Annotated in this window: 26 protein-coding genes; 8 read left to right on the top strand and 18 right to left on the bottom strand. The window is 43.5% G+C overall.

The window, feature by feature from the left end; genetic code table 11:
• Positions 1-116: 116 nt before the first annotated feature.
• Positions 117-1,049, bottom strand: coding sequence for a ribosylpyrimidine nucleosidase (gene rihB, locus G400_RS0111250; RefSeq protein ID WP_017260376.1), 933 nt, complete (start codon positions 1,047-1,049; stop codon positions 117-119).
• Positions 1,050-1,430: 381 nt separating this feature from the next.
• Between rihB and yeiL the strand changes: the two genes are divergently transcribed.
• Positions 1,431-2,114: a transcriptional regulator YeiL gene (gene yeiL / locus G400_RS0111245; protein WP_017260377.1), complete on the top strand. Its 684-nt coding sequence runs from the start codon at positions 1,431-1,433 to the stop codon at positions 2,112-2,114.
• Positions 2,115-2,195: 81 nt separating this feature from the next.
• On the opposite strand, the gene G400_RS0111240 is transcribed toward yeiL, so the two are convergent.
• From G400_RS0111240 to G400_RS0111215, 6 genes are all read right to left on the bottom strand, one after another.
• Positions 2,196-2,453: a CsbD family protein gene (locus G400_RS0111240; protein WP_017260378.1), complete on the bottom strand. Its 258-nt coding sequence runs from the start codon at positions 2,451-2,453 to the stop codon at positions 2,196-2,198.
• Between the two features lie 160 nt (positions 2,454-2,613).
• Positions 2,614-3,003 carry an Asp23/Gls24 family envelope stress response protein gene (locus G400_RS0111235; RefSeq protein WP_017260379.1) on the bottom strand — a complete coding sequence of 130 codons (390 nt, stop codon included), beginning with the start codon at positions 3,001-3,003 and terminating at the stop codon, positions 2,614-2,616.
• Positions 3,004-3,055: 52 nt separating this feature from the next.
• Complete coding sequence (locus G400_RS0111230; protein WP_017260380.1) at positions 3,056-3,490, bottom strand: Asp23/Gls24 family envelope stress response protein; 435 nt, start codon at positions 3,488-3,490, stop codon at positions 3,056-3,058.
• Between the two features lie 33 nt (positions 3,491-3,523).
• Complete coding sequence (locus tag G400_RS0111225) at positions 3,524-3,709, bottom strand: DUF2273 domain-containing protein (protein WP_017260381.1); 186 nt, start codon at positions 3,707-3,709, stop codon at positions 3,524-3,526.
• A gap of 17 nt (positions 3,710-3,726) precedes the next feature.
• The gene (gene amaP, locus G400_RS0111220; protein ID WP_017260382.1) at positions 3,727-4,284 is read right to left on the bottom strand and encodes an alkaline shock response membrane anchor protein AmaP; all 558 of its coding nucleotides are present in this window, start codon (positions 4,282-4,284) and stop codon (positions 3,727-3,729) included.
• Between the two features lie 129 nt (positions 4,285-4,413).
• Complete coding sequence (locus G400_RS0111215) at positions 4,414-4,917, bottom strand: GNAT family N-acetyltransferase (protein ID WP_035143954.1); 504 nt, start codon at positions 4,915-4,917, stop codon at positions 4,414-4,416.
• A 176-nt stretch (positions 4,918-5,093) separates the two neighbouring features.
• Between G400_RS0111215 and G400_RS0111210 the strand changes: the two genes are divergently transcribed.
• Positions 5,094-6,044, top strand: coding sequence for an amidohydrolase family protein (locus G400_RS0111210; protein ID WP_017260384.1), 951 nt, complete (start codon positions 5,094-5,096; stop codon positions 6,042-6,044).
• A gap of 256 nt (positions 6,045-6,300) precedes the next feature.
• Here G400_RS0111210 and G400_RS0111205 read toward each other — a convergent pair whose 3' ends face one another.
• Positions 6,301-7,164, bottom strand: a complete 864-nt coding sequence (locus G400_RS0111205) for a RodZ family helix-turn-helix domain-containing protein (protein ID WP_017260385.1) — start codon at positions 7,162-7,164, stop codon at positions 6,301-6,303.
• Between the two features lie 212 nt (positions 7,165-7,376).
• Here G400_RS0111205 and G400_RS0111200 point away from each other — a divergent pair, with 212 nt between their 5' ends.
• Entirely contained in the window at positions 7,377-8,417 is a 1,041-nt protein-coding gene (locus tag G400_RS0111200) for a zinc-binding dehydrogenase (protein WP_017260386.1), read from the top strand.
• A 568-nt stretch (positions 8,418-8,985) separates the two neighbouring features.
• Here the strand turns inward: G400_RS0111200 and G400_RS0111195 are convergent.
• Positions 8,986-9,402, bottom strand: coding sequence for a nucleoside 2-deoxyribosyltransferase (locus G400_RS0111195; protein WP_017260387.1), 417 nt, complete (start codon positions 9,400-9,402; stop codon positions 8,986-8,988).
• Between the two features lie 332 nt (positions 9,403-9,734).
• The gene (locus G400_RS0111190; protein WP_017260388.1) at positions 9,735-10,499 is read right to left on the bottom strand and encodes an SDR family NAD(P)-dependent oxidoreductase; all 765 of its coding nucleotides are present in this window, start codon (positions 10,497-10,499) and stop codon (positions 9,735-9,737) included.
• A gap of 134 nt (positions 10,500-10,633) precedes the next feature.
• Between G400_RS0111190 and G400_RS15835 the strand changes: the two genes are divergently transcribed.
• Positions 10,634-11,035 (top strand): MerR family transcriptional regulator, encoded by a 402-nt coding sequence (locus tag G400_RS15835; protein ID WP_017260389.1) that lies wholly within the window; start codon positions 10,634-10,636, stop codon positions 11,033-11,035.
• 77 nt (positions 11,036-11,112) lie between these two features.
• Here G400_RS15835 and G400_RS0111180 read toward each other — a convergent pair whose 3' ends face one another.
• Together G400_RS0111180 and G400_RS0111175 are read right to left on the bottom strand one after the other, a co-directional pair.
• On the bottom strand, positions 11,113-12,141 hold the full coding sequence (locus tag G400_RS0111180; RefSeq protein WP_017260390.1) for an NADP-dependent oxidoreductase: 1,029 nt from the start codon (positions 12,139-12,141) through the stop codon (positions 11,113-11,115).
• Positions 12,134-12,481, bottom strand: a complete 348-nt coding sequence (locus G400_RS0111175; RefSeq protein WP_017260391.1) for an ArsR/SmtB family transcription factor — start codon at positions 12,479-12,481, stop codon at positions 12,134-12,136. Before G400_RS0111175 ends, G400_RS0111180 begins: the two co-directional genes overlap by 8 nt.
• Positions 12,482-12,641: 160 nt before the next feature.
• Here G400_RS0111175 and G400_RS0111170 point away from each other — a divergent pair, with 160 nt between their 5' ends.
• Complete coding sequence (locus G400_RS0111170) at positions 12,642-13,265, top strand: sugar O-acetyltransferase (protein WP_017260392.1); 624 nt, start codon at positions 12,642-12,644, stop codon at positions 13,263-13,265.
• 250 nt (positions 13,266-13,515) lie between these two features.
• On the opposite strand, the gene G400_RS0111165 is transcribed toward G400_RS0111170, so the two are convergent.
• Positions 13,516-14,535 (bottom strand): linear amide C-N hydrolase, encoded by a 1,020-nt coding sequence (locus tag G400_RS0111165; protein WP_017260393.1) that lies wholly within the window; start codon positions 14,533-14,535, stop codon positions 13,516-13,518.
• A 283-nt stretch (positions 14,536-14,818) separates the two neighbouring features.
• Between G400_RS0111165 and G400_RS0111160 the strand changes: the two genes are divergently transcribed.
• Together G400_RS0111160 and G400_RS0111155 are read left to right on the top strand one after the other, a co-directional pair.
• Positions 14,819-15,631: a YdcF family protein gene (locus G400_RS0111160; RefSeq protein ID WP_017260394.1), complete on the top strand. Its 813-nt coding sequence runs from the start codon at positions 14,819-14,821 to the stop codon at positions 15,629-15,631.
• A gap of 332 nt (positions 15,632-15,963) precedes the next feature.
• Positions 15,964-17,142: an MFS transporter gene (locus tag G400_RS0111155; protein WP_017260395.1), complete on the top strand. Its 1,179-nt coding sequence runs from the start codon at positions 15,964-15,966 to the stop codon at positions 17,140-17,142.
• A gap of 211 nt (positions 17,143-17,353) precedes the next feature.
• Here the strand turns inward: G400_RS0111155 and G400_RS0111145 are convergent, their stop codons facing one another.
• From G400_RS0111145 to G400_RS0111125, 5 genes are all read right to left on the bottom strand, one after another.
• Positions 17,354-19,288, bottom strand: coding sequence for a copper-translocating P-type ATPase (locus G400_RS0111145; RefSeq protein WP_017260397.1), 1,935 nt, complete (start codon positions 19,286-19,288; stop codon positions 17,354-17,356).
• An 81-nt stretch (positions 19,289-19,369) separates the two neighbouring features.
• Entirely contained in the window at positions 19,370-19,741 is a 372-nt protein-coding gene (locus tag G400_RS0111140; protein WP_017260398.1) for a cupredoxin domain-containing protein, read from the bottom strand.
• A 203-nt stretch (positions 19,742-19,944) separates the two neighbouring features.
• Positions 19,945-20,127: a type II toxin-antitoxin system YafQ family toxin gene (locus G400_RS16680; protein WP_017260399.1), complete on the bottom strand. Its 183-nt coding sequence runs from the start codon at positions 20,125-20,127 to the stop codon at positions 19,945-19,947.
• A 98-nt stretch (positions 20,128-20,225) separates the two neighbouring features.
• Positions 20,226-20,501, bottom strand: a complete 276-nt coding sequence (locus G400_RS15155) for a type II toxin-antitoxin system RelB/DinJ family antitoxin (protein ID WP_017260400.1) — start codon at positions 20,499-20,501, stop codon at positions 20,226-20,228.
• A 271-nt stretch (positions 20,502-20,772) separates the two neighbouring features.
• Positions 20,773-21,333, bottom strand: coding sequence for a sugar O-acetyltransferase (locus G400_RS0111125; RefSeq protein WP_017260401.1), 561 nt, complete (start codon positions 21,331-21,333; stop codon positions 20,773-20,775).
• 72 nt (positions 21,334-21,405) lie between these two features.
• On the opposite strand from G400_RS0111125, the gene G400_RS0111120 reads away from it, so the two are divergent.
• Positions 21,406-21,885 (top strand): MerR family transcriptional regulator, encoded by a 480-nt coding sequence (locus G400_RS0111120; protein WP_017260402.1) that lies wholly within the window; start codon positions 21,406-21,408, stop codon positions 21,883-21,885.
• Positions 21,886-21,926: the final 41 nt, after the last annotated feature.

Genomic DNA, 21,926 nt, shown 5'->3' with positions numbered 1-21,926 from the left:
ATTTTAACCATCAAGAAGCCCTTTTCAAGCCAAAATATTTCATACGAAATAATGAGATTATAAAAAAGACAAGTTATTGTCAAACTTGCCTTTTTTATGCTGAAATTGCTACATATTTATTTATACATCCGAACACATTTTTCGACCAAATCCCAGAACTTATCCAGATTCAGTGTAATGCCTACCTTAGTATTGGGTTCTTCTTTCATCACATGATGCATATCGCAAACAGTCCGACCATAACAAGGCCCGCGGTTGATATCAACGTCGACGTACACAGATTCTGTCTTGAAAATATCTGGCTCAATCAAGTAGCCGATAGTAGTGGCATCGTGAACGGGACCAGCCTTCAAACCAAACGCTTCAAACTGTGTCTTCAACGTGAAGTTCATCATGTCGCTGAACAACTTACCTGCAGTATTGCCCACATCTTCCATTCGTTTGATGATGTCAGGCGTACAAATTGTCTGTTCAGTCAAGTCCAGGCCCATCATGGTAATCGGCACGCCAGCGCCGAAGACAACCTTGGCTGCTTCTGGATCAGCGAAGATGTTGAATTCAGCAGATGGCGTAAAGTTTCCAGTCCCATATGCGCCACCCATCAGAACAATTTCCTGAATCTTTGAGATGATGCGCGGTTCACGACGCATAGCAACGGCAATGTTTGTTAACGGTGCAGTTGGTACCAACGTGATGTCACCGTCACTTGCCATCAAGGTATCAATAATAAAATCAACCGCATTCTGCTTCTCAGCTTTGCGATGTAACGGGCCAAACGTCGGGCCATCCAAACCAGTTTCGCCATGAATGTTGCCGGCAACCACCTGTTGGCGAACCATTGGTTGTGGCATCCCCGCATATATTTTCGTATCAATGTCCAATAATTGTGCGACATTTAATCCATTACGCACTGTCTTAGCCAACGTCTGGTTACCCGCCACAATCGTTACGCCCAACAAGTCAATTGCTGGATGCGCAGCTGCCATGAATAATGCAATCGCATCATCGTGGCCTGGATCACAATCAAGAATAATTTTACGTCCTGCCATTTTTACTTCCTCCTCGAATTTGTGTGGTGCTCGGACCTTCCCGAGCTTCGGCACCACTCTTCTAAACGTGCACCTTACTTCTGAATCCTGTGCATAAGCTACAAGTCAAAGCATTCGGAAAATCACCGAATCATTCGCCTTGTTTCTTATTGCTCGGATTCAACCAGAAGTAAGGCATCACTCTTCTAAAACGTGCACCTGTCGCTCAAGGCCCTGTGCATAACCCAAAGCCGTCAACCCACAAGCAAAGTGCGCTTGCACGTTGCCACCTTTACGTTATTGCTCGGACCTTCCCGAGCTTCGGCACCACTCTTATGCTTTACATTATATGTAAGCGGTTGCTATCATAAGTATGAGAAATCTCACAGTTGAGGCAAGAACATGCAGGAAATCGATAATCAGGATGTTATTAACAATTTCATCACCACATCAGGGTACGACGGCCAATTTTCGTTTGATCCACAACAAGACACCAAGCTTTTCCACTTTGCGGCGAATGATTTCATTGTCAAAGCCGGTGCTCCGTTAACGTACCTATTTTATTTAGTTAAGGGCAAAGCGAAACTGTATGACGTGCTGGCAAATGGTAAGGTTTCGCTCATCGACTTCTTTACACCGCCCTGCTTTATTGGCGAAATGGAACTTATCGAACAACGACCAGAAACGGCTTTCAGCATGCAGGCCATCACCGACTGTTGGTGTCTGGCGCTACCCATCCGCTCATTGCAGAAAAAGTTACTAGCCGATCCAATCTTTCTGCGGCAAATCTGTCTTTACTTTGTTCACAAAAACTACCGAACCGTTAAAACCGCTGGCAACAACGCGGCCTTTCCCGTTGCCCAACGTTTGGCATCCTTTATTCTATTGACAGCTCACGACGGCCTCTACAGTGAGAAACACGTACAGGTAGCCGAATATTTAGGTATCTCTTATCGACATTTGCTCTATGTGCTCGCACAATTTGTGAAAGATGGGTACCTCGTCAAGCAACAACATCACTACAAGATTACAAATTTAGACGCCCTAACGGCGCTTGCACAGGATGTAAACGAAAGCACCAACTAGCTGAATACACAGTTAGTTGGTGCTTTCTGATGTTTATAGATTAGTAATCTAACGTGTGAGGGATAATCCATCAACGCAACTTTAGTCGTTAGTCAATTTGTCCTTCAAATCGGAAACGCCCTCTTTGACCTTGCCTTTGCCTTCATCCACATTGCCGCTCACTTTGTCACCAGCATCGCCAGTGATAGCGCCTTTAACTTGTTTAGCCTTACCCTCTGCTTGATCAGTTAAGGCATCAAAACGTGACTTAATATCCTCCATCTGATCCTTATCTTGGAAGATCATGTAAGCTAGAGCAATGTTGGCTGCAACACTAAAACCGAGTAATAAATTTTTCATCTAATCGCTCCTTAAAGGTTGTCTGAAGTATCCTACTATCATTAGCTTAGCTAAATCTGAAATTACGTTCAAAAAATATGCCTGCCGACACTGATTTCCTTGAAATCTAGGCGCGACAGGCATTTTTACCATTCTAATCGAACTCAACAGCATCAACTAGCTACTTTTTCTTATCCGTTTTTGTCTGGTCGCGCCACTCTTCGGCTGTCAATAAATCTTTAACGTGTAACTTAATTGATGTCACCGTATAACCAGTCATCGACCGAACAGCGGCAGTAATCTTACGCGTGATTTTATCGAAAATATCGTTGGCATCCTTACCATATTCAAGTGTGCCGTCTAACTCTAATTCGACTGTCTTTTTATCTTCATCAATATCAGCAGAAACGCCTTGTTCAGGTTTATTGACGCCCATCTGGTTTGAAATATTGTCGAATAGGCCACCCTTTAATTCCAAGACGCCATCGACTTCTTGCGCGGTCTTGCCTGCAATTTTTTCTAACACATCGTTATCAAAAACAAGTTCCTTTTTCGTCATCGCTTCAGCCATCTTTATAACCTCCGTTAGTTGCGCCTGATGTCATAGGTGATGTTCAAACTGCTTATTCAACTTCTTTTGTTTCTGTTGAATGTGATGAATTTGGTTTACCTTTTGTTTGATCCTGCCATTCCCGTTTGCTCATCACATCATTGATGTGTAGATTTAACTCCACAACATCCAAGCCGGTAAAACTTTGAATGTCACGAACAACGCGCTGAGTAACCTGTTCAAATAATTGGCGGATATCTTTGCCATACTCAACGGTGGCGTGCATATCCAAAGCCACTTGTTTTTGACCAACCTCTGCATCTATTCCTTGTGTCGGATCCGCTTGGTTTCGAAAGCGATCAGTAATGCCGCTAAGCATGCCACCATCTAGTGACAAGACACCATCAACATTTCGTGCGGCCAATCCGGCAATCTTTTCAATAACGCCATCGTCGTAACTTAATGTGTGCTTTAACTGTGATTGTGCAGCTTGTTTAGTGTTTTCCATTATCGATTCCCTCCATAACAAAACAGACCTAACTTAACTAGACAAAAATTGATTGATGCGACGCTTGATTGTTTGCCGATCAACTACTCGACTGTACTTACCAATTAACGTACCAACTAAAGCCAATACCGCAACCAAAATCATGCTCCAAAAGCCAGCCAGTACCCACGCCAGACCAAGTACCAGCCCGACGATGGTGCCAAACATCGGACGACTCATGAAACCACCTCCTTTCGCTAAACCACCCGTGCCTTCTGGTCAGGATTGCGAAATGCTTCAATTGTCACCTGACGTTTACGCAACTTAAATTGCAAACTGTCTTTAAGGTACTTATTGACCACTGCCAACACGGCTTCGCCCAAATCATCATATCTGGGCGTGTCTTGTGCTAAAGCGGTACCATGCACTTTGACGTCTGCCTGCCGCTGTTTGGCGTGTGCACGAATATTTACCTCAAGATGGCCTACGTCGACGGCGTCTTCAATCCGAAGTTTCAAATCCTGTTCAATTGCATTGACAGGTAGTCGCACAACGCCACGAGAGCCATGGAACTCAATCATACCGACTGTCCGTGGCTTAAATAAACCAATCAACAGAATAATTAACCCGACCAACGCAATAAAGCCACCAGCCACAATCAAACTAATCATGGCTAATTTTGTGTTGCGATTCATGATGCTAACAAGCCAGTCAGAGACATAGCCGATGTTTGTATTCATGGCCATTAACAGACATCCAATCACTAGCGTCAAGAAACCTGTTAGCCCAACTAACCATTTTGTTGGCGCCCTCATTGCCTAACCTCCTTTCCTTTTATTGTTTACATATTATCCAATCCATAAGTAACCTTTCAAAAAATATGTCTGTCGCTAAAAAAAGTAGTGAATCATAAGGAATTACCTCACAATTCACTACTAATCGTTCTAATTATTAAAATCGGTCAACCCTCGTTCAAAAATAACCGTTTCATCATTTTGCATGATTTGTTTGAAACTTAGCTTTTCCAATAACCTTCTCGAGGCTTGGTTATTTGGGTCAACATCTGCCTTTAGCACCCTGACGTGCTGCTGTGACAAAAACTCAATCAATGCTTTAGCGCCTTCAAATGCATACCCATGCCGTGCAAATAGCGGATTGATTGTATAGCCTAGCCACATTGTGTCACCCTCCAGTTGCAGATAAAAATCACCCAACAACTGATCCATTTCAGGTTTTACTAACGCAAATTGTTTTCCCTGCGTAAGTGTTGGATTTGATAATAGTGCATCTACGGCCTCCGCTTTACTCAGTCCTTTAAATCCCTGATACTGCATCCAGTCAAGGTTGTTATGGTAGCTCAAAAAGGCATCAACTTCATGAGCCGAAAAGGGACGAATTATCCCCCTCCTAGTAATTATTGATAAGTTACAGATCTCTTCTTCATTCATTTTGTGTTCTCCATCAATTACGGTATGTGCAGTATCGTAATTATACGGCCAGTTTTGGCCTCTCTTCGTCGTTTTCACGTATCTAATTGGCTCCTCATAATGAGCCAATTGTGAGTCATCCTTATCGGTGGTAATTTGAAGTTAGCCACTTTATATCAAAAGAGGAAAAATCTAAAATGAACTACTCAAAAATTGATATTCATAGCCATTATGTCACTCCTGGCTATACAAAATTTTGTCAAAAACAGTTTCATGGTCTCGCTGGTGATGTCGCTGAGCCCAAATGGCAAGTAACAGACACACTGTCACTTATGCAACGTGAGCACATCGCTTACTCCGTTTTATCAGTCTCTATGCCACACATTTCATATCATCAGGATGCCCAAGCCACTGCCGCCTTGGCCAACGAAATCAACACGTTTGGTAGCCAGATTCATCACAATCATATTGACAAACTTGGTTATTTTGCAACAGTCCCCTTGCCGTTTGTAAACGAAAGTATCGCGATTATCAAAAGCGCGCTATTTTATCAGCAAGCGCTTGGTGTTGTATTGCCCACCTCAGCACAAGGCATCTACCTTGGTGATCCCCATTACGACGCAATCATGCAATTACTTAATGACGTTGGTGCAGTCGTATTGATCCATCCAAACGACCCCCCGAAGACACCTTATCATGTTGATGAAAAATTTCCGCACCCAATTTACGATTTCTTCGCGGAAACAACGCGCACCTTCTTGAATTTAGTGCAAAATCGAATTTTCATCCGTTACCCTAACATTAAATTTATCATTCCACACGGTGGCGCAGCCCTCTCTGTCTTAGCACCACGGACACTAGGCGCCAAGATGTTAAACCACCGTTTGCAAACGGACGAAGTTGACGTGACTGCAGCTATGAAACATGTTTATTTCGATGTCGCTGGCCGTGTTTTACCCAGCCAACTGCCCGCGCTACTACAAATTGTAAATTCGGAGCAGCTCTTGTATGCCTCCGACTACCCATACACACCAAAGCCTGTTGTTCTCGGGCTTAACAGCGCTTTAGCGCACACGCACTGGTTAACAGACACACAGCGTCAGCAACTCTATTTTCAGAATGAGCTTAGGTTACTTGATTTAGATTAAAAGGTGTTATTCGTTAAGAAATTAAATGAGAGCGAGACATAACACGTTTTGGCTTTCTCAGGTAACGCGAATAAGGTGTTTATGGGTGTTTTTCCCATGAATGCCTTATTCGCGTTAGATGAGCAAAAGTCAGTGTTATGTCCCGCGTTTGCGGCAATTTTTCATCCGCATGACCTTTTGCGGTTGAAAAAAATTGCTTGTTGACATTTCATTAGAAATTGAGTTAAGGCGTTATGTTCCAGTTTCTTTTTAATCATTATTTTGCAAATTTTTGTGCAATTGATGAAGCTGCCGGATTCGTTTGAGACTGATTGACAGCTTGTTGCAAACTAAATGAACCCGTTGATTGATTAACCCAATCAGCACCACTCACTGCAGAAGGCATCGTATACATGTTAACTGTATCACCAGTAATGGTATAGCCTACGTTGGAGACACCATTATTGGTGTTAAGAACGTGAACTTGCCCATCGTCACCAGGCGTTATGTTGCCCCACTTAGGATCTGCGTTGACAATGGATAATTGACTCATGTCTGCCACATTACGATCCTGACCGCTTGCCAATAGAATGGCCGCTGCCGTTTGAGCAGTCGTTGATTGCTGTGGTGCCTGTGAACTGGAAGTTGCTGAGGCTTGTTGAGTGGCCTGCGAGTTACCGTTGGCTGAAGATTGTTGTGCTACGGAAGATTGATCAGTCGTTGTACTTGCAGTTTTGGTCGCCACAGATTGTGTAACCGGTGTCGAGCTCTTCGTTGATTCACTAACGCTTGACGACTGAATTGTGGGAGCCAATGAGCTGGCAGTCGTTGTTGCACCGGTTGATGGCTGTGAGCTAACAGTGCTGCCTGAAGTAGTGTTGACCGTTTGAGTCGATGGCTGCACATTTTCTACCGAGCTGTCCGCAACATTATTAACGCCGCTATTCACTTCTGTAGTGTGGTTTGAGGCACTCGTCTTCTGACGAGACTGACTCGCATTGTCTTTAACGACTTTTCCCGACGTCGTATGTACACTACTGCTCGACGCACTTGTTTTTGCCGTTGATGACGCTGAACAACCAGCTAACACAACAACCGCTAATAAACCAGCCGACGCAATCTTAATCCCCTTTATTGTCATGTCATTGACCTCCCAAATTCATGCGCTCTTCTATAGTTCAAATATTACGCTAGCGTTACTTAGGTTACAATAGTGTTTCACAACTTCATTCTTTCTTAAACACTTACATGCCATTTAGCCAAACTAGATGATAAATTTAAAATTTCAATCCGTTAAGTACGCAAACGAACGCAATATGTCTTAAAATAACCTCGAAGGGAGTGTTCTACATAATGAAATCTACTGTATTTGTAAAAGCAGGCAAAATTGAAGTTAAAGACATTGAAAAACCAACAGTTCAAGCCTCGGATGACGTCATCATCCGGGTTGTGCGGACTTGTGTTTGCGGATCCGATTTATGGGCTTATCGTGGTTTAGAAGATAAGGCTGCTAATTCTGAAAACACTGGTCATGAAGCTATCGGTGTCGTTGAAGAAGTTGGTAGCGCAATCACCACTGTTGTTCCCGGCGACTTCGTTATTGCACCATTTACTCACGGTTGTGGTCATTGTGCCGCTTGTCGTGCCGGTTTTGATGGTGACTGCCAGGACCATGACGATAACTTTAGTGAAGGTGTGCAAGCTGAATACATTCGTTTTGCGCATGGCGAATGGGCCCTGGTTAAAATTCCTGGCAAACCAGAAGATTACAGCGAAGCCATGTTAGATTCACTGTTGACGCTCGCTGATGTTATGGCAACCGGTTATCACGCCGCTCGGGTAGCCAACGTTCACGCTGGTAGTACCGTCGTTGTTGTTGGTGACGGTGCCGTCGGACTGTGTGGTGTCATTGCTGCTCAAATGCGTGGTGCCAAACGGATTATTGCAATGAGCCGGCACGAAGACCGTCAAAAGCTCGCCAAAGAATTCGGTGCCACGGATATTGTTGCAGAACGTGGTGACGACGCTGTTAAGAAAGTCATGGAACTCACTAACAATGATGGTGCAGACGCTGTGCTCGAATGTGTCGGCACTGAGTTATCCAACGAAACTGCAACCCAAGTTGCTCGTCCAGGTGCTATCGTTGGTCGTGTTGGTTTGCCCCATGAGCCAAAAATGGACATGGCGCCTTCCTTCTACAACAATATTTCAATTGCGGGTGGTCCTGCTTCTGTTACGACCTACGACAAGAGCGTCCTGTTAAAGGCTGTGCTGGATGGTGATATTCACCCCGGTAAAGTTTTCACCAAGTCATTCAAACTGGATGACATCGACGATGCCTACAAGGCAATGGCTAATCGTGAAGCCATCAAGTCATTGGTTGTTACTGACTAGTAATCGCAATTTATAATAAAAAATAATCTCGTGTCCAGCGACTCTTACTGTCGTTTGGCACGAGATTTTTTTGTGTTAAATTGGTTTACGGCAAAGTAATTTCAAACAACTTGCCGTTACGCTGACTGAAAACGCCGTTCCATGGGACCGGGTTCAACCCGCTAAAAAACGCGGTTTTCACACCTTGATTATGAGCCGAAAATCACGTCTCATAAGTCATCCCGCAACACTAAGCGGCCCAGTTCCTGCCGCCAAGTGTTGCCGACACGGAACTATGTTTTCAGCCAGCTCCACTCCTGTAAGAAGCCCAAACTGGTTGTAAGCTATCGTTAAAAGATTCCACACAAAAAAGTTCCTCTATATGAGCTGAAGGGCGTCAGCATTGATACCGAGCCGTGATCGTAACGTTAATTTGGTGGTTTATCCAAATTTAGGTTGCGGACGGTCGCATAGACTCGACGGGTTAACGAGGCTTTGCGGCGAGGTGAAAGACCGTGAACTTCGGGCTTGAACCGGTCCCACGGCAAGTATGTCAACGTTGACAACCGTAAGTGTCATCTATCACCACTTAAATCGACGGCAACTCCCGATCTAGAATTTGAAATGCTTCGGCAATGTTTGAATAGTTGAAAATATGGTCAAAGTACTGCGTGCCAGCAATCATTGCAGATAGCTGGCTACGCTTCGCATTATGCAAAATAATCACTGGTTTATGCAAACGTTCTGCAGACGCTAGTTCATAGCCAACGCCCAAACTTGGATTGGAAGTTTCCGCAACTACCAGATCACATTCTGCCAACCAGCTCATATCACGATTGCAAATGTAATCATCGTCCAATTGGTTCTGCCCTGCCACGGACAGGCTGTAATCACCAATATGCTCTGTCAACACCTGGTTATTTAAGTTTAGATGATCGATTAACTGGCGATAGACGTCAACATCATCCCGGCCACCACGAATCGATGCAGCAAAGTAAATTTTCATCAATTTCCACTCCTTATTAAGGCTTGAAAAATCCAGTAAAAATATAAAATATGCCTTTATAATATACTTTTGAAAAACGTTTGAAACGAGAAAAATAATGATTTTATATCCACCACAATTATGTATTTCCTTTATGCCAACATCAGATTATATCGTCATCCCCAATATACTTTTGGTCAAATGCTGGGATAATCACACTTCTACCGACCCCATTGATTATTTGTTTGATGGACACATCTATCTATTAAAGTGATTGCAATTTCTGCCTTAAACATAAACACGCCACCACCACATTCTAGCGAATGTGATAGCGGCGTGTTTTTAACTATAGCTTACCAAGCAACTGGTCCCTCAGTGTTAGAGAATGTTGCATTGTCTTTGTTGTTCCAATCAGTTGCTAATTCAATCGTACGGGCTACACCATGTGTAATCGGTTGGGCGCCCATGGACTTAGCCTGTTCTGGCGTTGCGCCGCCAAACTCAGTGGCAACCATTCCTGGATCAATGGCGTTTACTGTGATGTTCAATTGGTCGCGTTGCATTTCCTTGGCCAATTGCACCGTGAACATGTTCGCGGCCGCCTTAGCAGATTGATACCCAACAGCAACCGCCTGATACACAACGGACTCTGGATTAAGTGCCTCAGTTTTAGAACCCATCATACTTGAAATATTAATAATTTTTGCCTGTGGTGCCTTTTTCAACAGTGGCAACATCTTCTGGGTGACATCAATCAACCCAAAATAGTTGATACCAAAATCTTTTTGCAATGTATCGACAGAAACATCAGACGCTTTTTGTCCAAAATCAAATACAGCACCAGCGTTGTTGATCAGCACTGACAGATAGCCAAACTTATCGGTCAACTGTTTGGCAGCCTGAGTAACCGAATCCGGGTTTGTCACGTCCAGTTCAACAACGTCCACAGAAAGGCCATCCGTTGCCAACTGATCAGCTGCCTGCTGACCTTTGACTAAATTACGTGAGCCTAAAATAACGTGCTGACCTTTTGCGGCCAACTCACGAACGATTTCGAGCCCCATGCCGCGATTACCACCAGTTACCAAAGTTAATGTTTCATTATTTGTCTGTGTCATTTTAATGTCCTCCTGAATTTATAACTAACAACTATTTTCTTATCAGCTTGTTTCATAACCGAACAATTGTTATCCTACTCTGCTGGTGTTAGACTAGCGCAAGACATTTAGCAAACTTTTTTAGGAGAAATTTTATGCAATCAATTCGAGACGTAGCCGACCGGTTCAATATCACCTATGACACCCTTCGTTTTTACGAAAAACAGGGCCTACTCAAAAACATTCAACGTAATGCAAATGGCCAACGCGAATACTCAGACCATGATGTTGACGAACTTGATAAAATCGTCCATCTGCGGCAGTTAGGCGCGACTATCGAAGAAATTAAGCATTTGCACACACTGTTAGATTCCGCCAATAAAGCCGCTGACGCCTATGATGAAGCCATTGCATTACTCAATCGACTTAAGGCCGACACAGATGATAAGATCGCTCAACTTCAGGAACAACAAGTTTATCTCGATCATAAAGTTGCCCGCTTCGAACATGAACGTGCAACGTTAACATCAGTGAAAAAATCAGTTTCTACACATTAAAAACCACAGTGACCAAGTCTGCGTCAATAACCCCGATGACAAACTTTGTTGCTGTGGTTTTTTATTCGGCAAGACAGCTAATTCAGCGATACTGCCGGCATTTCCATGATAACTTTCCCCTTTGCATGTCCCGACATAGCGTAATCGATCGCCTCAATCGCGTCATCGAAATTAAATTTACGGTCAATGACTGATTTAAAAGCACCCGCTTCAACAAGTTTAGTCAAGTTGGTAACCTGATCGCCGTCAGCATCCATAAAAAGAAAATGATAGTTCACGCGTTTTTGTGCAGCCAACTTGGTGATTTTGTGTGCAACTAGCCCAAACAGACGCGCTTTAAACCAGCCCAATTGTTGCTCACTGGCAAACTTAGCATCTGGCAAGCCTGCTAAGGAAACAACCGTTCCACCAGGTTTGACGATTTGAAGAGCCTTTATCAAGTCATCCCCACCCTGCGTGTCCAACACGGCATCATAATCGTGAAGCACATCTGAAAAATCAGTGGTGTGATAATCAATAATCTCATCCGCGCCAAGCCGTTTGACCAGATCGTAACCCTTCTTACTGGCAGTGGTCGCCACATAAGCGTCCATCTGTTTCGCCATTTGAATAGCAATTGTGCCGACACCACCAGCACCAGCTAGAATCAAGATTTTTTGGCCTGACGTTAGCTTCATCCGCTCATGTAATGCCTCGTAAGCAGTCAACCCGACCAATGGTAGCGCAGCAGCTTCACTCATTGATAGTGATTGTGGTTTGGCAGCCACATCCGCCTCGTCAACCGCCATAAAGTTAGCAAACGAGCCAGGACGATCATTTCGCGTTCTACCGTATACATCGTCACCCACGTTAAATTTCGTCACATCACTGCCAACCTGCACAACGGTGCCCGCAAAATCATAACCCATCACAAACGGAAAAACCGTTTTCTTCTTCATAACAATACTGACGTTACCCTTGCGCACACGATTATCTACTGGATTGTAACTGGCAGCTCGAACATTAACCAATAAATCGTGGACACCAATCGTTGGTATTGCCGCCTCCGTTAGTTCTGGTGCTGCTCCTTTTTTATTAATCAAAACTGCCTGCATCGTCTTAGCCATGTGTTTCCTCCTGCAATTTTTCAATTATCTTGATTAAATTCGTTAATTTAGAAAAATTTGAGCGAATATCAACTGAATAAAAATTCATCGTGCCATCTTTACGTTGATTAATCAGCCCAGCATCCCGCAATATCTTGAGGTGATGTGAAACGGCGGGACGCGACAGGTTAACAGCTTTCGTAATTTCACCGACCCTCAATCCTGTCTCACAGGTTGTGCCAATCAATGCCATGATAATTTGCTGACGGGACTCATCCCCTAGCGCAACAAACATCGTCTGGCACTCAGCAAAATTTTGACGGGCGATCGATAAATGTGCTGTTGAAATTTGATTTGCCATATTAACCTCCGTTTTCCGTTGAATGGTTTAAACAAATGAACCAATTGAATGAGCGTAGTGTATCCCGTTTTGATGTTCGCGACAACATTGAGAAAGAAAATCGAGACGAATAAAATCTGTTAGACTATGAATAAATAAACAACAGAAAGGATTCCCAATCATGACTGAACCTAAAGAAATGCACAATGGTGACTTATACCTGCCTGATGACCCAGAAATCCTGGCAACGCAGCAACAGGCCATGGAATTACTTTATGACTATAATCAGACTCGCCCTAGCGAACAGGATAAACGTAATGCCCTGCTCACACAGATGCTGGCTGAGATAGGCGATGGCTGTTACATTGAACCACCATTTCACGCAAACTTTGGTGGTCATCACGTCCACTTCGGCGATCACGTATATGCCAACTTTAATTTAACCTTAGTGGACGACACACACATTTACGTCGGCAGCCACACAATGTTTGGCCCGAACGTCACGATTGCTAGTGCTGGTCATCCGATATTGCCATCTTTGCGAGCAAAGGGCTATCAATACAACATGCCGATCCACATCGGTGAAAATTGCTGGTTCGGCGCTGGCGCGGTTGTTGTTCCGGGCGTCACCATTGGTGATAATACGGTGATTGGAGCTGGCAGTGTCGTTACTAAAGATATTCCTAGTAACGTTGTCGCGGTTGGTAATCCTTGTCGCGTGATGCGTGAAATCAACGATCACGACCGCGAATATTATTTCAAAGATCGCCGCATGGACAGTCAACACTTGCCCGACATGCAATAAAAAAGTAGATCACATTGTCACACTCTATGACTTGGAGGAGTGATTGATGTGATCTACTTTTTAATATCGTTCGACTGTTTATCCTGTGTCGGTTTAAATTCGAATGGTTCTCTCGAATTTACAACACGGATGGTCGTAAAGACTTGCGTTCTTCACAAGGCTTTACGGCAAGGTGAAAGACCGTGAACTTCGGGCTTGAACCGGTCCCACGACGAGTGTGTCAATGTTGACAACCGTAAGCGACTATCGTCTAAATCTCATGTACAACAGGCGTCAAGTTGATATCTTGAAAGGTAATCTTGCTGAGTGATGAATCAATCTGCTTAACCGTCATCGTCAAACATGTCGAATCTTGTAAATACATGGTCCGTTTGGACAGATCGTAACCCGTCCAGTACTGCGTGTAATCAGTAACCGCCGTTGCTTCAGGGGTTCGGCTCAGCCCCTTAGGAATCATCACCGTTTTAAAGCAATTATATAAAGTAGTAATGCCTTCATCATCGTTAAATGCATCAATATTATTTTTTACAAACATTGCCCGCACGAATCGCGATGGCGAAGTAAAATCACCAGGTAGTCCAAACATGCCGTAACCAGTACCGGCCTCAATCGGTTTAATTTCAGTGTCGCCTACTTGCGTTGCATGTGAACGGTTCAGATTATCCAAAGAAATATAATTTCTGAGATTTGTCGTGTGGTAATCATATTCTGGACTATTTGTCATTGCCCCAATATAATTATAAACTTTAAAACCACCGTGATCAGTGGGTTCAAGCACTACACCAGCACCCGTTTCATCAATAAACGCGTAGTGAGCAGGAATACTCGTCCCATCACCGCCATCATCGTACTTCTTGTTGATCAAACCATGTGTTTTAGCAAACTCACGAACGTCACTCACGTCTTTACAAGTCGTTAACACATTTGTGACGACTTCTTCACCAAGAATCCCCTTCAGGCCGCGGGATTGCAACGAACCCGCATCTGCGTATGAGCATTCCATCAATACCTGTAAGTCGCCGGTCAGGCCGCACTCGTTGATGCCATCGTACAAGATCGTATTACCGGCAGTACCAACTCCCACAGTAGCGTAACGACTCTCCCACTCACCACTTTGGGCAGGGACAGTAATGTTTGCTGGAATACTAATAATTTGTGACGGGATGTGGCCGCCAGCTTCCTGGTCATGAAACATGCTGGCCGCAAAATCCATTGTGCGACCCCAAAAATAACCACCTTGCATTGATTTAATCAACATTGATGAACACATTCGCATTATCTCCTTTGGGTTATTAAAAAGATAATAGCACTGTCATCGATGTTTGTTTATTCAGCTAATCATAATTTTGAATCAAGTCTGCGTGTTCAGTTAGCTTGGGGATTGCTCCTGATTAAGCAGTTACAAATATCCGCTCACTTGTGCTAAAAAAATAATTGTGGGACTGCTCTTATGAAAGTGAACGCATAATTTTTTATCTGCGTCTTGCCCTGAAACGCGTTTCTGACTGTACAATATGTGTAATTAATGTGTAATTACTAAAGAAGGTGTCCTCTTGATTCAACTATCAACTCTAACAACAACTGAACTAAACCGCGTCGCTAAAAGCCTGAATCAACTCAGTACATTTCTTGGGTCTCGTGACGTCAATCGATTAACAGTCACAACTTTGCAAAAACAATTTGGGATAAAACAACTAGATGCCCCGGCCTTGTTCGGCGGTAGCATTCTTGAGGGTGCAAACGTCATGCACGACGCAATACGCGAACACGTGGCCAAACACTATCTTCTCGTAGGTGGCGCCGGCCACTCAACACCTCTATTGCGTCAACAAATGATCGATCATGGCGTTGCTGTCGCCAAAGATGCGACTGAGGCAAACATGTTTCAACAATATCTGCAACAAAAGTTTGGTGACCAAATTGATTTACTGGAAACAAAATCCACAAACAGTGGCAATAATGTGACTAATACCCTAGCGCTGCTCAAACAACACGGCCTCGATGTCAAGACACTCGGCATTATGCAGGACGCAACAATTCAGCGACGACTGACAGCGGGTTTTGTTAAAGAGGCCCCACAGATAAAAATAGTTAGCTTCGCCACTTATGATGCTCAAGTTGTCGTAGAACACCACCAGCTGATGTTTGCAAATCATCCTCTAGGCATGTGGCAGTTTTCAGACTACATCACCCTCTTACTTGGTGAAGTGAGTCGCCTTCATGATGATGCAAATGGTTATGGTCCAAAAGGACAGGGGTTTATTGCTCACGTGTCTGTGCCAGAAACAATTTTAAACGTTGATGCCTACCTTCACCAAATATTGCAAGTACCGACCAGAATGGCAAATTCAGCATTTAAATCCTAAACACAAGGAAGAGTCTTCACGAAATGTGAGGCTCTTTCTTGTATATTTCACAAATTTTAAGAGCATTAATCGATACCCAAATGCCATCATCATGGCGACCCAATCAAACGAACGCCATGACTGCGGACACAAATGCAGCCTTATGGTATCGTTGATGTTAGACGGATATAAGCGTGTGAATGCTTTATTTCAACAATTTTTAAAGACAAGATCCCCCGTATTCAACAAACTAACCGCCTTTTTGAGGAAAGAAAACCCACGTGTTGATTAAAAACGACCTATAAAAGTTTGACGACCCGCAAGATCAATAAAAACAGTTTGGAGTAGATTTAATGACAAAGTATCGGTGGCAAGCAAGCGCCTTAGTATTAGTAACATTCATGTTAGGTTGTAACGAATTTATGGTGGTCGGCGTGCTCTCGGATATCGCCAAATCATTACGTGTTACCGTGGCAACTGCGGGCTATTTAGTGACCATCTTTGCCATTGTTTACGCCATCAGTACGCCTATTATTACCATCTTAGCGAATCGCTTCAACCGTTATAAAACGCTCATGGCATTGTTGCTGGTCTTCTTAATCGGAAATACTTGGAGTGGTTTCGCCACTAGTTATGGCTGGTTTTTAGTCACTCGGATGTTAACAGCGGCTGTTGCAGGAGCGATTGAATCATTAGTAATTTTATTTGCTAACGACATCGCTCCTCGGCACCGGCGGGCAATGCTGATTTCTTGGATTGCCGCTGGTTTTAGCATTGCGTCTGTCATCGGTGTGCCAATCGGGGTCGCTATCAGTACCGCCTCCAGTTGGCACATGGCGTTTCATCTCATTTCAATTCTCAGCCTGATTACCATCATTGTGATGGTCTTACTATTGCCCCGCAACTTACCACAAACGGCCAGTACCATCAAAGACCAACTCATCTTGCTGGCAGATAAACGGATTTACTTAGGGGCGTTATTGATCTTATTTTCGGCCGCGGCCCTTTACGCCTACTACACCTATATTCGTCCACTGCTGACCACAACACTAGGCTTCAACACGACAGCCCTTAATTGGTTATTATTCATCTTAGGATTAGTCAGTATCTTTGGTAATCGGTTATCTGGACTCGTAGCGGAACACCGCGGTTTGAAAATCATGCCACGTTTTTACGTCGCAGATATCATTTTATTATTGCTATTTCCAATGGCTATGACGACAAAGGTCACGGGTTTCACCTTATTGTTAATTTTGACATTGATCGTTACTGTCGTGAATTCTCCGATTCAAATTCACTTTTTAGACGTTGCTGAAGCGGACTACCCACAAGCAATCCTGTTGGCCTCTTCGCTAAACGCAATCTTCTTTAATATTGGCATCTCAGTTGGATCGGCCACGGCCTCCTTAGTCCTCGCTCAGAGCGGTTTAACCCAACTTGGCCTTGGCGGCGCCGTCTTTTCAGGCTTGGCGTTACTGACGACAATTATTTTAAATCGGGCCATTGCGCGGCACCGTGCCGTGGCCAAATAACTATCCCTAATTCACAAATAGTGTCCAAAACAGACTAAAAATAGCTCACCAGAAATCTAATTGATGATCTCTGAAGTGAGCTATCTTTAGTCTGTTTTACATTCAGTTTTCTACCCGAATATGCTGGTTAAAAAGCATCCGACAGATAGCGCCACAATTGCATAGAGCCCAGCCACAATCACAACTGTTTTCGTCTTAATCTCAGCTAATTTCATACTGCGACATGCTCCTTTGCATTCGATGTCAATTTAACCTTGTTCAACAGCAATGAGTTTGCGACTACCGAAAGTGAACTTAACGCCATCCCAAGCCCAGCTAACTCAGGGCTCAAGGTTAGGCCCAACGTAGCAAACACACCTGCGGCAATCGGAATACCAAGCGCATTGTAGATAAATGCCCAGAATAGATTCATCTTAATGCGGCTAAACGTTTTCTCGCTAAGTGCCAGTGCCTGAACCACGTCTTCTAGGTTGTTTTTCACCAGCACAATGCCACCGGATTCAATGGCGATGTCAGTGCCAGATCCCATCGCAATCCCAACATCTGCAGTCGTTAACGCAGGTGCATCATTAATACCATCGCCGACAAACGCTACGGGGCCACTCGCCTGCAAGGCCTTCACATGATCAGCCTTATCACCAGGTAGCACGTCTGCAATTACGTCATCAATACCGACTTGCTTAGCAATTGCCTCAGCAACCAGCTTGTTATCACCCGTAAGCATCACTGTTCGCAATCCCCGCTGTTTTAGTTGCGCAATGGCGCTCATGGAACTCGGCTTTGGGGCGTCCTGAATGGCGATCAAGCCAATAACTTGGTCATCCAAGCCAACAATCACAACGGTCTTGGCTTCCGTTTGTAACGCTGTCATTTGCTTGCTCAGTTGAGCTCCCAGCTTGTGGTCCTGGAGTAACTTATCGTTGCCGACAAAGGCCAACTTGCCGTCCACCATTGCCTGAACACCTTTACCTTCAATCGCTTGAAAGTCAGTCGCTTCAGCAAACGACAGACCGTTTGACTTAGCACGTTCCAAAATGGCGCTTGCTAATGGATGCTCTGATGATTTTTCCAAACTTGCGGCCACGCTCAGAACCGTCCGTTCGTCACCAATGACATCTGTCACTTTAGGTTTACCAACTGTGATGGTACCCGTTTTATCAAACACTACCGTTTTCACTTTGTTGGCAGCTTCCAAAGCCTCACCGTTTTTGATCAGAATACCTAGCTTAGCGCTACGTCCGGTTCCAACCATCAAAGCTGTTGGTGTGGCAATCCCAAGCGCACACGGACACGCAATGATGAGCACCGCAACCATAAAGATTAGGGCCTGTCCCACCGTGGCACCAAAGAAAACGTACCATACCATGAACGTGACAATTGACGTGATCAAAACAGCCGGCACAAAAATATTCGAAATCTTATCAACCATTTTTTCGATCGGGGCGTGAGACGTTTGCGCCTTCTTCACCATTTCGACAATTTGAGATAACAAAGTGTCTTTGCCTAACTTATTTACTTTAAACATAAACGTCCCAGTGTTATTCATCGTTGATCCGATGACAGCATCACCAACACCTTTTTCGACGGGCATACTTTCACCCGTGACCATGGATTCGTCGAGCGTGGATTTGCCTTCTGTGATTACACCGTCAACGGCAACTTTTTGCCCAGGTTTCACACGAATTACGTCACCCATCACAACTTGATCCAACGGGAGCATAACCATTTTTCCGTCACGGAGCACTTCGGCATCTTTAGCCTGTAAGTCCAGCAACTTCTTAACGGCGCCGTTTGCTGAATGTTTCATCCGCTCTTCAAAGACTTGTCCCAGCAGAATCAGTGTCACAACTAATGCAGCGCTCTCGTAGAACACAGCTTGGTGATTCAACATCGCATAAATGCTGTAAAGATATGCTGTCGAGGTACCAATAGCAACAAGCGTATCCATATTGGCGTGATGATGTTTAAAGGCTGCCCATGCGCTTTTAACGAACGGTCCGGCAGAGACCAGCATCACAGCGGTTGCCAACAGAAACTCGCCCCAATCACCACCAGGAATGTGATAACCAAACGGCGCTAAAAACATTTCAACCAATAGTGGCAGTGAAACCACTAATGAAAATACAAAGCGATTTTTATAACTCATCTTGGTGCAACCACCCTTCAATAATCCTTTGTTCAACCGTAATTTTATCTTCAAATGAACAGTATGTTTGCATCAGGTACGTTACTTAACCACCACTTTGCCGTGGAACATGTTCATGCCGCACGCGTAGTTGAATTCACCAGCTTTAGATGTATCAATGTCAATAATTTGATCTTGACCCTGTGGCAAAAACTGATTAATCCCAAAATCTTCAAACACCACTTGTTCCAAACAGTTTGATGGATCTTTACGATTAAATGTAACTTGCGCCGGAATACCCTTTTTCAGTACTAACGTTGACGGTGTATAACCACCATCAACACTGACTCGAGCTCGCTGTTGCTTTTCTGTTACCTGTGCGTTGACCGCAGCTGATTGATGTTTGCCAAAGAACCACCAACTGATAAACGCTATCAATGCAAGTCCGCCAATAAGAACGAGTACTTTATCCATAATGCACTGCACCTCTTCAATTTGTTTTACGTTTACATTTGTAAACCTTGATTAAACAATATCATCTTTGTTTACGTTTGTAAACGAGGGAAATCCCTAATTCTCGATAAAACCGAATTTTGATCCGATGACATTGATTAGGTTAAGCAACAAATAAAGAAAAAGCCTCAGTCAATTAAGACTGAGACCAATAGACCTTTCACTTACATGCCAAATAATTGAGCATGACTCCCGGTATCCACAATCAACAAAATTAATTTTGCATCATCACGTTTGTAAATAAGTAACCAGTCTGGTTCAATATGAAGTTCACGAAAGCCATTTAGACGCCCCGTTAATTGATGATCATGATAGACACTACCAACTGTATTTGTACTGGCGAGCATCTCTATTGTAGCTTGTAACTTTTTAACTGCCTTCCTTGTTTCTTTATTCGCTTGTATGACTTTTAAATTGATTGGTATATACGATGGTCAGCCATTTTTCAGTCATCGTCACCATCCAACTCATCGAACATTTGTTGTGGTGACTTTGCAGAATGTGTATTACCGGTTTCTAAATCCTGCAGGGCCTTATCAACACCAGTCGCAACACGTGGTGTAAACGGTAACTCTTGGTCATCCACCACTCGCTTAATGAATAACATGACCCCAGCACTCGTTGTGATACCCATATTCTCAAAAACAGTATCTGCTTTTTGTTTTAAATCGGGATCAATTTTAACATTTAAGTTTATTTTTTTTGCTGTTTTTATGCTCATAATGTACCTCCTAGCATATTTCTACAGATGATTATATTGAATAAATAGATAATAGTAAAGAAAAATGAACTTTAGTAAGCAGTGGCATATCAGAAATGCTTTTTCGTGCCTTCTCAACTTCTTAGCTCAGCCAGAAATACTATATTGCCTATTCCAACTGATTTTACCTATCGTATTCAAAAACAGTCCAGCAATTTCAGCGCTAATGAAATTGCTAGACTATTTTCATCTACGGACAATCTTCATTTATTTATAACCAATGCGTAACTTGCTATTTTTCGACCAAACTGTGAATGACTTTAGCAGGCACGCCACCAACTAAAGTATTGTCTGGCACATCTTTTGTAACTACTGCACCGGCTGCAATAACAACATTATTGCCGATTGTAACGCCGGGTGTGATGCTAACATGACCTCCAATCCACACATCATTTCCAATTGTCACGGGCAGAGCCTTAGCTAAATACTGTCTCCTCCCAGCTGCCGTCATTGGATGATTAACCGTATAGATATCCACATTAGGTCCGATCATAACGTGATTGCCAATCGTTACTGGCGCCATATCCAGAATCGTCAAACTATAATTGCTCAGGAAGTCATTACCGACATGGATGTTTTTCCCATAATCAAAGTGGATTGGCGCCTGTAGTGAAAGCCGCTCACCATATGAACCTAGTAATTCTTTAGCCTTTTGCATCTGTTGGTCGGGATTGCTGGGTGAAATCGCATTGAATTCAGCACATTTCGTAGCCGCAAATGCTTTTCGTGCGGCTACCTCATCGTCTAGAAAATAATACCAATCCCTATTTTTAAGTTTGTCAATTTCTGTCATGTTATTTTCCTCCTTCCCTTATCGCGGTTATACTACTAGTTAAACCATGGTCGAAGTCAAGGAGGTTCTTTTATGTCTTATTCAATTAGCGATGTTGCAGAAATTATGGGTACCAGTCCGTCTACGCTCAGATATTATGACAAAAAGGGATTATTACCTTTCGTAGATCGTGATTCTGCCGGACGAAGAGCCTTCAAAGATAATGATTTCAATTTTTTGAAAGTAATCGAATGTATGAAAAAATGTGGCTTAACAATTAGTCAAATCCGTCATTTTATTGATATGTGCATGGATGGTGATACCACACTTGAACAGCGTTACGATTTCCTTGATGTTGAGGAACGATCCTTAATGACAAAAATCGAGGCCTTACAGGAGCAACTCGACTTTATTCGGTATAAAAAGTGGTATTACAAAACATCACTTGAAAAGGGAACAGAAAACATTCACCTTTTGAGTGATGGAACTGTTGATCCTCAAACACAGGCTCAATATAATCGTGCATTGTCCGAATGTGGTGATATCCATCAACTAATTAATTACCAGAAGTAAATTTAAAGACGCATCTGTTGACTTAAAAATAACAGGTGTTA

This window comes from Furfurilactobacillus rossiae DSM 15814, from assembly GCF_000428925.1.
In the GTDB taxonomy this organism is placed as follows: Bacteria; Bacillota; Bacilli; order Lactobacillales; family Lactobacillaceae; genus Furfurilactobacillus; species Furfurilactobacillus rossiae.
The sequence above is the reverse complement of the archived record's forward strand: the minus strand, read 5'-3'. Positions and strand labels throughout refer to the sequence as shown.